Origin of the sequence: Siphonobacter sp. (genome assembly GCF_048595215.1) — a bacterium.
GTDB lineage: Bacteria > Bacteroidota > Bacteroidia > Cytophagales > Spirosomataceae > Siphonobacter.
Genome location: NZ_JBMDWJ010000225.1, coordinates 1 through 11,509, shown reverse-complemented (window position 1 = coordinate 11,509; position 11,509 = coordinate 1). Strand labels below are relative to the sequence as shown.

Here is an 11,509-nt window from a genome sequence, read left to right as displayed (position 1 = left end):
AACTGATCCGTGAAAATAACCCGGTCGTTGATCCGGGTAAAGTAGCCATCGACCGTCACTTTAAACGACCCCAGATTACCCGTTACGCCCGCACTTACACTTTGCGATTTCTCGGGACGCAGACTTGGAATACCCACCAGTTGAGCCGCCCGACTGTTGTTAGGGAACACCCCTACTTCGTTCGCTACTCCATTCGTAAAGACCGTAGACGTGTTGGTATAGTACCGTTGCTGCAACGAAGGAGCCCGGAAACCCGTATTGGTTGAAGCCCGGACGGCGATTTGATCGGTAATTTTGTAACGAAGCGAGATTTTCCCGTTCAGCGTCGAGCCGAAGTCGCTGTAGTTCTCGTACCGGATGGCTCCATCTACCAGGAAGGCTTCACTCAGATTTAACTCCACTTCACCGTATGCCGCTACCGAAGTACGATTGGCGTTCACCGCATTCTCTGGCCGGAAGCCCGGGAACACCTGAGCTCCACCGGGACGCGGCGAACCGTTGGGTCCAAACAGCGTATTGACCGGACCGGCTGGATCGGGAATCAGAATGGGTTTACCCGTGGCATCTACGCCAACCTGCCGGGCCGTACCGTAATTCGTATACGAGTTCGGATCACCGGGCAGCAGCTGGTAACGCTCGAAGCGGTATTCACTCCCAAACGCTAGATTCAACCCGCTCAAGACATCGAATTTTCGGGTAAAATCCAGATTGAACGTGTTTTGCGTAAACCGTGGACCACCCGCCCGGAATACGGTGGGCGATGCCGTCAGTAAAGAAGCATTGATTGAATTTTCCACCCGAAACTCAAACTGGTTTTGTCCCAGGGTATTACTGAAGTCGATGTGCCAGTCGTTTACATCTCCCCGAATCCCTACGGAGACCGAGCGATCGTAGATGTCCGAACCGATATACGGCATAAAGCCCAGCGGATAGATTTCCAGTACGTTTCGGGCATCATTGGGATACCGGTAAAAACCGGGGGACAGCCCACGACGATAGCCTAAGCCCCCAAAAGAATAAATCTCGGCGTTGTTTCCCAGCGGTACGGCGGCATTGAAAAAGAACTGACCGCTCCGGAACTGCGACTGTCCGACAATCAGGCTGTAATCTTCACGCGTGGTGTTGGTTCGGGCCAGAAAGCCTTCGGTATCATCTGCCCCGCCGGGATACGTCGGGTAAATGACCCCGTTGTATACGCCTCCCCGATTGGTCGGTTCGCGTTGGTCGAATGAACCGGAGAAGTTGATGTACCCGCCTTTTTCACCCAATGGCAACCCGTAATTCAGTGCGACTTGCACGTTTTGTCCATCCTGAATATTCTTCCCGTTACTCTGGGTAATGTAGCCGCCCGTCGTCACGTTGGCGTCGAAGTGGTTAACGGCACTTTTCAAAACGATGTTGATGACTCCGGCAATGGCATCCGAGCCGTACTGGGCCGAAGCTCCATCTCGCAGAATTTCAATCCGGTCGATAGCGGATACGGGAATCGCGTTCAAATCCGTTCCGACCGATCCCCGGCCTACCGTACCGTTCACATTCACCAGCGAAGACGTATGCCGCCGCTTGCCGTTAATCAGTACCAGCACCTGATCGGGGCCCAACCCGCGAATGGAAGCCGGATCGATGTGGTCCGTACCATCGCCGAGCGACTGCGTATTGGAGCTAAACGACGGAGCGGCGTAATTCAGAATCTGATTGAGCGTCACCTGCGGAGCATCGCGGGTGAGTCGCTTGACATCAAGTACATCGACGGGTACGGGCGAGTCGAGTTGCGTACGCGGTTGCGAACGGCTACCGATCACGACCACTTCGTTGAGTTCAACGCCGGGTTCCAGTGCGAAATCAAGCGTAGCCGTTTCACCCGCGGCTACGGTCACTGTTTGTGTCTGGTTCTTATACCCCACAAAACCGGCCATCACCGTCAGTGTACCGGGGGATACCGAAAGGCTGTATTCGCCACTAGCATTGGTCAGGGCTCCCGAGCGACCTACCGTAATCGTCGCTCCGACCAGGGCTTCGCCACCGGAAGTAACCTTGCCGCGTAAGGTAGCCTGCTGGGCAAACGTCAGGCCAGGCAGCAGCATACCGATGAGCAAAAAGAAGAGTTTGGAAGTAATTAGGTGTTTCATAGAATGGAGTTTTGTTGCAAAACGTATACCCATTCGTTACTTGCAAAAACACTATACTAGCACGTTCCGGAACTCACCATTGGCATGTCCTTTGTACTACTCAAGGTTATGGTTTTCACCCTAACATTAAAAGGCCATGAGCACGCACATTGATCGTCGGGAGGATGTCAATCCTGAAGAAGGCGAACGCCAGTACGGAGAGGTTACTTTCGCAGATCCAACCAACAAGAAGTATCCGATCGATACGCCCGAACACATTCGGGCCGCCTGGAGCTACATTCACCACAAAGACAATGCAGCCAAATACGATACCGACGAAGTTGAACTCATCAAAAATCGTATTCGCCGGGCGGCTGAAAAGCACGACATTGGTTTGAAAGATGATTGATAGAGCCCACCCTTCTGGGGTTCTAGTAAAACACCACGTAACAGAGAATGCTACGTGGTGTTTTACTATCCAGTGAAAAGAATTATTACTCTGATTTTTGAGAAATTACTCCATACGTTTATAAAATTCGGTATTTGTAGAAAATCTGACTCAGATTGCTCAAAATAGAATTTTGGTACGCCTTTGGTAAAGAAACAGACATTTCAACCCTAGCTATAACTACTATATGAATTTAATTCTGCATTTACTGCTCGACGCTGCCGTCATTTTTGGATTAGCGTATGTCATGCCTCAGGTTGAGGTGAAAAGTTTTGGGAAGGCGTTATTAGTCGCCGTCATCCTGGCTCTGCTTAATGTTACAATCGGCTGGATCCTGCGGGGTATCGGTAACCTAGTTACGTTCTTTCTTTTGTCATTCGTTATTCGTCTACTCGTGACGGCGGTACTGCTCAAGCTGGTCGATTCATTCATGAGCAGTCTAACCATCGATGGCTTTTGGCCCGCCGTGGTCATTGCTCTGGGCGTAGCCGTTGCCGGAGCGGTTCTGGATCAGGTAATGGCTCCAGCTCCCGCGGGCAATGGACGCATGGAAACGGTTTTGCAGTGGATGCCTCAAACTGCTTTACTTAGAGGATAACTTGCAGAGGACAGAGTATAAAGAAAGGAAAAGAGCAGCGGGGTTCGCTGCTCTTTTCCTTTCTACAAAATTCTATATTACTCCTGAGGCTGTAGCCAGCTTTTCAGAATAGCCGCCTGCAAGGCGTTTGGATTCGGTAGAGGGGTGATTTTAAAATCACGTTCGTACTTCTCGGTAGTCCGTAAGGTTAGTTCTTTTCGCTGTCCGTTCTGTACTACCACTAAGGCTACGGTTTCACCCGGTTTACGAGTCAAATCCAGCGGTTGCAGTGCGGATACAGGTTTACCATCCACTGCCAGAATCACCGTCTTACTACGCAATCCAGCCTCCCAGGCGGGCGACTCGTACTCGACGTGAGCTACCACGACCGAATCACCCTTTGTAGCGGCTTTGATGCCTAACCAAGCTCCGGACAATGGGCGGGCAGTCGTATCGATGGCTAGACCACCGTAGGCGAAATACTTTGGATAATCAATGTCCTTGACCGTAGCGGCGTATTCAAATACTTCCGTCAGTGACGTTCCGGCGATCTGTTCGCAGGTTTGACGGAACTCTTTTTCGGTAAATCCCCGCTGTTTTTTCTGGTAATAGTCGCGGTACAGCGACCGCATGACATCATCGAGCGAGCGTTTGTTCTGCGTTTCATGGCGAATCTTAAAATCCAGCATTAAACCCAAGATTGGTCCTTTGTTATAATACGAAATGGTTTTGTTGACTTCATCGCCCGTACGTCCAAATGGTCCATCCTCCCAGGTTTCATAACTTGATTGCGTAGCCGACTGAAAGCGGTGCCCAGGTTTGTTTTCGTACGCCCGAATGTTTTGCTGGAGCGACTGAAACAGTTCGTCCGGCGTCATCAATCCGGCCCGTTCGACAATCAGGTATTCGTAATACACCGTAAAGCCTTCCGATACCCACAACAGGTTCGTCCGATTTTCCTGATCATAGTTAAACGGTCCTAGCTCCTGTGGACGAATTCGTTTGACGTTGTAGTGGTGAAAATATTCGTGAGCTAGGAAGTTGTACATCTTTAGCTCACCCGCTCGCGTATGCAACTGGTTTCCACTGAAACTGATCGAAGTAGAGTTCAGGTGCTCAATGCCGCCACCGCCCGGACCGATGGCAATAAAGGTGTAATGTTTGTAGGGAATATCGCCAATCAGGGCCGAGCCGTTCGCAACAATTTTCTGCAAATCGGTCGTAAATTTTTTCCGGTCAAAGTCGCCCATGTTGTATCCCACGAAATAATGCGGAATTCCTTTCACCTCAAACGGCGGCAATTCTTCGATTTTTCCCATCAGAATCGGGCTGTCGTAGAGGACATCAAAGTTGGGAGCCCTATATGTATGTTGTTTTCCGGGAATGGAATCCAATCCCGTTGCGATGCGGGAACTCCAGCCTTTATGAGGCTCCAGCCTTACGGTTACGGGCAGGTCCAGTCGGTCTTTCAAATACAGAAATAAGCCCGTGGGTGAAATGTAGGCTTTATTCGCATCGAGGTAGTTACTAGCGACAAAAGAGGAACTTCCCCGAACATCGTAGCTGATTTGCAGCTTTTTAGCTCCATTCGTACTGATTTTCCAGGTACTGGGCGTCGATTTTTCCCAAGGAAGTAATCGACCAGACTCATCTTTTGCCTGAAAGCTTTCCACATACGAAGCATATTTCATCAACTGATAGTACCCCGGTGTCCAAACGGGCATCTTAAATTCCAGCGTACTACCTTTAGCATTCTGACAGGCTAAGGCTACGTGGTACAGGTGCGTTTCTGGGTCTGGGGTACGAACAGTATACGCTAGTTGCTGAGCTTGAATAGGCAGGCCTCTGATAAAGGCTAGCCAGCTAAAACAAATCAGGATTAGCGTTTCTGCTCTACCAACGCTTCGCTTATTTAGTTTTGCAATTATCCAATTATTCATATTAAAATTTCAAAATCAAAGCAACAAGCATTCAATAGTATTGAATAATCACTTTAAAACAAAATAAACCCTTACTCTCACTTAATTAGACGTATATTTTATCAGTTTTGGTTAGTCTAGTACGTATATACAAAAGCGACCCGACATGCATTGCCGGGTCGCTTCTACAAAAGGAGAATCTATTTTTCGGTTTTACCCCCTACTGAACCAGCAGTAGGCGTTGCTTTACCCGCATTTTTCACATACTTATCTAACCAGCCATTCATCTCACTGAGCATGTGCATGAGTGATTCCTGTGAATCGTAGTGGTGACTTTCGTAAGGTAAAAATACCAGCTTGGCGGTAGCTCCCATGCCTTTCAGAGCATTGTAATAACGCTCGGATTGTACAGGGAACGTTCCGGTGTTGTTATCCGCTTCGCCGTGGATGAGCAACAGCGGCGTTTTCATTTTGTCGGCATTCATGAAGGGCGACATGCGGTTAGACACATCAGGAGCCTGCCAATACGTACGCTGTTCATTCTGGAAACCAAAGGGCGTCAACGTACGGTTGTACGCACCACTGCGGGCGATACCAGCCTTGAACAATTTACTATGCGTCAGCAAATTCGCCGTCATGAAAGCACCGTACGAATGACCGCCTACGCCAACCCGGCTCGAATCCACTACGCCCAGTTTCACTCCTTCGTCAATAGCCGCTTTCGCCGAAGCTACGAGCTGCTCCACGTACGTATCGTTGGGTTCTTTGTCGCCTTCGCCGATAATGGGGATAGAGGCATTATCCAGAACGGCGTAACCCATCGTCACAAACGCAGCGGCACCCCAGAAACTAATGGCGTTGAATTTGTAGGGCGAGCCACTGACCTGACCAGCGGCGTCCTTGCTTTTAAATTCCGCCGGATAGGCCCAGAGGAAAGTTGGCAATGGACCGTCTTCTTTTTTGTAACCCGCGGGCAAATACAGCGTTGCCGTCAGGTCCACGCCATCGTTGCGTTTGTAGCGAAGTACCTGTTTCTGAATGCCTTTTAATTGCGGATACGGATCGGGGAAGAAGCTCACCTGCGTGACCGCCGTTTCATTTTTCTTCTTCTTTTTCGCGTTGAAATTCAGGTTGCGAATGAAGTAATTCGGGTTTTGATCCACCGCTTCGCGACGAGTCAGCAGCAGTCCCTTTTCCGCACTCAGCAAACTCACCGGAATTTCAAAAAACGGAGCTTCCGAACGCCAGATGACTTTGTTCTCTTTCGTTGCCAGATTCAGTACGCTTACGAATGGACGGTCGCCTTCGGGTGACGCACCGACGGTATTCGTAAAGTACAGTTCATTTTTGGCGTTGATGTCGAGCACCTGACGACCGTACTGGTTTTTACGGGTTTCGGGCCGACCGGGATCGGAGTACTTATCTTCAAACGAACGTTCGAGCAATACAACCGGATTCGTTGGATTGGAAGGATTCAGAATCTTCGTCACCTGCTTGCGGGTAGCCCACCAGCGTTCCTGCACGAGAGCCGTATTGGCGTTACCCCAGGTTACGCCACCAAAACGCAGAGCACTGGCGTACAAGTCTTTGGCTTCGCCCGAGAACGGAGCATCCAGCGTTTTCAGTACATCACGAACGGCGACCTTCCGTTTGGCATCACCGCCATCTTTGGGTTCTACCCAGGTTACAGTAGCCGGAACGTCGGCCCGCCAGTTGTAATTACGTGGGTAAGGAATCGTCGCATCCGAACCCCAGGGGGCATTTTCTACCAGCGGGTTGTCCGTCAACGTTTTTACGAGTGAACCATTGAGGCTATATACATCTACCTTGGTCGGGAAGTACCGCATCGGAACGATGTAGGAGAACGGACGGTGTACGCTTTCCACGAGCACATACTGTCCGTCGGGCGACGGCGTAGCATCCGTCACCAGTAAGGGCTGACCGATGTTTTGTACCGAACCATCCAGTCCAAGTTTCACCACCTGAGCCGTAGCGTGGTACTCAAATAATTTTTCGTCGGAAGGATTTTTCAGCAAATCCTGGTACGTAGGAGCCTGTCCTTTTTTACCAAGGTTTTCCTGAATGGTCGGACCCGAAGGTACTCGACTAAGGGCCGGAGCCGCTCCACGGGTATTTGGAATAGTAGTTACGATCAGGGACTTGGAATCGGAAACCCAGTTCAGTGGTGAACCCAAGGCAGCATTTACAGCCAGATCAGAAAGTTTCTGAGCCGTGGCCGTCGCAACGTCGATTACGTAAAGTTCAATTTTGTTTTCGCTGGAATTCGTGAAGGCGATCTTCGTTTCATCCGGCGACCAGGTCAGGTTCGAAATCGCAGCTTTGGCGGGTAGGCCCTTTACCTGCATTTCTTCCTTGCCGTTCAGCTTCCGTAATTTCAGATTGATGAGCGGAAAGCCACGACTGGGTCCGTTGTTGGCGGGATTGATCCGCAAGCCAGCAATCCGTAATTCCGGCTGCGATAACTCAGCGATGGAGGGATTCGCAGCCCGTTCGGTAATCAATACCCAATCGCCTTTAGAATCGACGTTAAAACCCGGCGTGGGGGGCGTGTTGACCAGATCAGCCAAGGCTTTGGGAGGCGTACGGTAGCCACCGTCCTGGGCGTATACCAGTTGCCCCATCCCCAAAGCCATCAGTACAATAAGGAGTGGTTTTCTCATGGGAAAGTGAATGAAGGATTTACAGGTGTTTATAGCGGATGAGCGTAGGTTCGAAGGCAGGTTAGGGTTGAATGGTGTTTGAGTTGGTTTGAATAGGGTTTGAAGTTTGAGTCAAGTTTAAGTGGAGGAATTGGAGTGCCGGGCATTGATCCCGCAACAACCGATTAAATACCTGAGATTGAAACTTTCTCTTAAATACAAGTGAACCTGAAACCGATTCAAACCAAAAACCGATTTCAAAATTCAAACTGATTTCAAACCTAAAATCGTTCAAACTTGAAACCAGCTTCAAACCTAAAACCAATCTCAAACTTGAAATTGCTCTCAAACTATTTTCAAACCTGAAACTGCTTCAAACCTGAAGCTACCTGCCAACGCCTTTCAAACGTTTCAACTAATTTAACCACTGCTGCGAATCGCCTACGGGTTTATCGTCTCTTTCGCCCGCCGATTCGACCAACGGCTTAAAACCGGATACAACAATACGGCTCCTAAAATCAGGGAAGCCCCTGCGTAAAAGCCCGTCGTCATTTTCTCGGCATCGCCAAAAATGAAGAAAGCCAGTAGAATTCCGTAAATGGGTTCTAGGTTTACGGTCAGGTTCATCACAAAGGCCGTAAAGGTTTGAAACAGCCGTACAAATGCCGCATAAGCGTATACGGTACACACGCCCGCCAGTACCACGACCCAAAGCCAGTCCCAGCCCTGCGGCAGAATCGCTACGGGTTCTTCCGGAGCTAGCACGCCATAGTACAGGGGCAGAAATACGGCCGTACTGATCCAGGCCCCCGTCATTTCGTAAGCGGTAATCAGGCGGGGTTCTACCTGACGACTGAACATGGAATTAAACACGGAAAACAGAGCCGAAAGGAAGGCCGCCGTTACGGACATGGCTAAACCCAACGCGTGATCGAATTCAAACAGAAAGATCAGATACAGACCCGCCATGACCAGTAATCCCAGGAAAATTTCAATAGGACTTATGCGACGCCGAGTAAATAAGGGCTCTACCACCGCCGTCCACAATGAACCGGTCGACATACCCGCCAGACACACTGAAACGTTGGAAACCCGGGCCGAACCAAAAAACAACAGCCAGTGAGCCGCTACGAGCGTGCCTGTCAGTAACAGTTTCACAACCGGAATCGGCTGTTGGGGCTTTGCCTGTTTCTGCCAACGCAAAAAGGCCCACATGCCCAGCGTAGCCAGCCCCGTACGCCAGAATACCAATGACAACGCAGGAATGGTAACCAGCCTTCCCAAAATGGCAGTGAAACCAAAAATCAGAACAATGAAGTGTAATTGTAAGTAATCGCGAACAGTGGGCCTCATGGCAATCAGATCAAAAGGAATACGGCTCGACCATCGGGCCGAGTTATGGGGGCGGAAAGAGGCATGAATGATGTATACCGTAAAGATAAGGGGCTTCTTACGGTGTCGATACTTTTTTAACGCGGCACGGTACGGTACAGCACCAGTCCAACTACTGAGAACACAATATTGGGCAACCATACAGCCAGGAAGGGATCAAAGGCTCCTTTTTTGGCAATACCGCTACTCATCATGAAAAACAGAATGTAAATAAAGGCCAGTCCAAAACCCAGGGCGATCTGGAAACCGACCCCACCCCGCGATTTCCGAGCGGAGACAATCACCCCAATAGCCGTCAGAATAACAATGGCAAAGGGGCTAGCCAATCGCTGGTATTTTTCAATCAGGTATAGTTCGACTCCTTCCGCTCCCCGGCTCTGGAGCTTCTGAATATGCTCATTGAGTTCGGTTAGCGTAAAGGTTTTCTCCAGATCCTGCGTGCTTCCAAAATCTTTGGGTTCCAGGGCCAGCGTCGTATCAATCAGCTTTCCGTACGTAAGCTGTTCGCCGGTTTCGGTGATGGTACGGATGCTGTAATCCACCGCCGACCACTTGTTAATCTCTGGTTTCCAGACGATGTACGAGGCTGCCAGTTTCTGTACCAGCTTATTATTTTCAAATTTTTCCAGCGTAAACTTATCGCCCTGCTGGGTACTATTATTGTAGCTCGCCAAGTACGCGTACACGTTCGGACCGACCTGGATGTGTACATCGCGTTTATCGTAATAATACGTCCCTCCCTGCACATACTTCTGCTCGAAGGCCAGCCGCTTTTTATCGGCCGTCGGAATGACATAGGCCACCAGATAGAAAATCACCCCCGCGATGAGCGAGGCCGCCAGCAGGTACGGTCGCATGAAGCGAAGAAAACTGACGCCGGTACTAAAAATGGCAATAATCTCGGTTTTAGCCGCCAGGTTGGCCGTAAATAAAACGACCGTAATGAAGACCATCAGCGGACTTACGTAGTTAGCCCAGAAAATAGCTAAATTGACGTAATACACCAGCAACAGATCGTGCGTGGAGGGCTTATTACGAATGAAGTTTTCGACCTTTTCGGTGTAGTCGATCACCAGAATAATCAATGTCACCAGCGAAACGACGAAAACGTAGGTCGTCAGAAATCGCTTGAATATATACCAGTCGAGTATTTTCACGGCTCCGGGGTCACGGTTCGGGGAATTCTGTACGCGAAACTAAAACTACTTTCGCAAAGCCCCTTCTTAAAAAATGCAAATAACGTAGGCTAAAAAAACGGACGACCCTACGCTAATGAGCAGCAACAGAAATTTGAGTCAACAGGTTCTGACTTAGACCTTCGTCTGAACCAGAATATTACGGGCCACCTCATAGCTTACGAAAGAAGGATGAGCTTCGTTAATCTGGATCGTCATCGAACGGTCAAACTCGTTGACTTCCAGTACCTGCACCAGACTGCCGGGTATGAGCCCTGATTTACTCAGAAACTGCAAAAATGGAGCCGTATGCTCCGATACACCCATCATGATAACTTCCTGCTGAACAGGCACTTCGGCTAATTTTTCGTATTCAGCGGAAGGCATCCGACCGGAAGCCGTCGGAATAGGATCGCCGTGCGGATCGGACTCTGGAAAATCAAGAAAGGCATCCAGTCGATTGATGAGTTCTTCGGAAGCAATGTGCTCGAGTTCTTCGGCAATTGGATGTACCTCATCCCAGCGAAAACCCAGTTTTTCCACCATAAAAACCTCCCACAATCGGTGCCGTCGAATCACCTTCAGGGCTTCCTGCTGGCCTTCTTCCGTAAGCCGAACGCCCTGATACTTTTTATAATGGATCAGATTTTTTTCTGCCAGTTTCCGTAACATATCCGTTACTGACGCCGCTTTCGTCTGCGTTTGCTCCGCCAGGGCGTTCGTACTCACCTCCTCGTAGCCGGGCCCTGAGAGATGGTAGATCAGTTTCAGATAGTTTTCTTCCGTTAATGAAGCCATTCGCAAATACAGTTGGCTACAAAGGTACTTTTGAGGAAGTCAAAAATAAAAATTTAGGGCCCCCTAAAAAAATGTTTTGATTTTCCGAAACCATCTTTACATTTGCTTCGTTTAACCTTGGATTGCAGCATATTAGATTTCTGTTCCGTTGAAAATGGATACTCCAGGCTTCCGATAGCAAGACCTTAACTCGCATTATATTTGGTATGAATTCGCCTTTATCTACGTCAGATTCCAAAGCTTCTCCTTTTCTGGATCACTCGCTACCGGAAGTACACGCCTCCGTACGCATCCCGGAAGGAGCCAGTAACTGGCGTAAATTTCTGGCATTTGCCGGACCCGGACTCATGGTTGCCGTGGGCTACATGGACCCGGGTAACTGGGCCACGGATATTGAAGGAGGTTCCCGTTTTGGGTATACCCTGCTTTCAG

General features: G+C 49.6%; 8 protein-coding genes and 1 pseudogene. 3 read left to right on the top strand and 6 right to left on the bottom strand.

Translation table 11 applies throughout. From position 1 onward, the window contains the following. The coding region (locus tag ACOJTG_RS14195; RefSeq protein WP_420154427.1) for a TonB-dependent receptor at window positions 1–2,129 on the bottom strand (2,129 nt) is incomplete at its 3' end. A 136-nt stretch (window positions 2,130–2,265) separates the two neighbouring features. On the opposite strand from ACOJTG_RS14195, the gene ACOJTG_RS14190 reads away from it, so the two are divergent. Next, on the top strand, window positions 2,266–2,517 hold the full coding sequence (locus tag ACOJTG_RS14190; protein WP_420154426.1) for a DUF6582 domain-containing protein: 252 nt from the start codon (window positions 2,266–2,268) through the stop codon (window positions 2,515–2,517). A 226-nt stretch (window positions 2,518–2,743) separates the two neighbouring features. Further along, the gene (locus ACOJTG_RS14185; RefSeq protein WP_420154425.1) at window positions 2,744–3,154 is read left to right on the top strand and encodes a phage holin family protein; all 411 of its coding nucleotides are present in this window, start codon (window positions 2,744–2,746) and stop codon (window positions 3,152–3,154) included. 77 nt (window positions 3,155–3,231) lie between these two features. On the opposite strand, the gene ACOJTG_RS14180 is transcribed toward ACOJTG_RS14185, so the two are convergent. The 5 genes from ACOJTG_RS14180 to ACOJTG_RS14160 all read right to left on the bottom strand — a co-directional run bounded on the left by ACOJTG_RS14180 (window position 3,232) and on the right by ACOJTG_RS14160 (window position 11,077). Then, window positions 3,232–5,073 carry a M61 family metallopeptidase gene (locus tag ACOJTG_RS14180; protein ID WP_420154424.1) on the bottom strand — a complete coding sequence of 614 codons (1,842 nt, stop codon included), beginning with the start codon at window positions 5,071–5,073 and terminating at the stop codon, window positions 3,232–3,234. Between the two features lie 179 nt (window positions 5,074–5,252). After that, entirely contained in the window at window positions 5,253–7,733 is a 2,481-nt protein-coding gene (locus tag ACOJTG_RS14175) for a S9 family peptidase (RefSeq protein ID WP_420154423.1), read from the bottom strand. 420 nt (window positions 7,734–8,153) lie between these two features. Then, window positions 8,154–9,065 (bottom strand): DMT family transporter, encoded by a 912-nt coding sequence (locus tag ACOJTG_RS14170; RefSeq protein WP_420154422.1) that lies wholly within the window; start codon window positions 9,063–9,065, stop codon window positions 8,154–8,156. 116 nt (window positions 9,066–9,181) lie between these two features. Beyond that, the gene (locus ACOJTG_RS14165) at window positions 9,182–10,261 is read right to left on the bottom strand and encodes an LptF/LptG family permease (protein ID WP_420154421.1); all 1,080 of its coding nucleotides are present in this window, start codon (window positions 10,259–10,261) and stop codon (window positions 9,182–9,184) included. A 153-nt stretch (window positions 10,262–10,414) separates the two neighbouring features. Beyond that, window positions 10,415–11,077 (bottom strand): metal-dependent transcriptional regulator, encoded by a 663-nt coding sequence (locus ACOJTG_RS14160; protein WP_094808247.1) that lies wholly within the window; start codon window positions 11,075–11,077, stop codon window positions 10,415–10,417. Window positions 11,078–11,283: 206 nt separating this feature from the next. On the opposite strand from ACOJTG_RS14160, the pseudogene ACOJTG_RS14155 reads away from it, so the two are divergent. Beyond that, window positions 11,284–11,509 (top strand): annotated as a pseudogene (locus ACOJTG_RS14155) (hypothetical protein); the annotation flags it as partial.

Coding starts and splice junctions, on each gene's coding strand:
- ACOJTG_RS14190 (WP_420154426.1), top strand. CDS start 2,266: ATGAGCACGCACATTGATCGTCGGGAGGATGTCAATCCTGAAGAAGGC.
- ACOJTG_RS14185 (WP_420154425.1), top strand. CDS start 2,744: ATGAATTTAATTCTGCATTTACTGCTCGACGCTGCCGTCATTTTTGGA.
- ACOJTG_RS14180 (WP_420154424.1), bottom strand. CDS start 5,073: ATGAATAATTGGATAATTGCAAAACTAAATAAGCGAAGCGTTGGTAGA.
- ACOJTG_RS14175 (WP_420154423.1), bottom strand. CDS start 7,733: ATGAGAAAACCACTCCTTATTGTACTGATGGCTTTGGGGATGGGGCAA.
- ACOJTG_RS14170 (WP_420154422.1), bottom strand. CDS start 9,065: ATGAGGCCCACTGTTCGCGATTACTTACAATTACACTTCATTGTTCTG.
- ACOJTG_RS14160 (WP_094808247.1), bottom strand. CDS start 11,077: ATGGCTTCATTAACGGAAGAAAACTATCTGAAACTGATCTACCATCTC.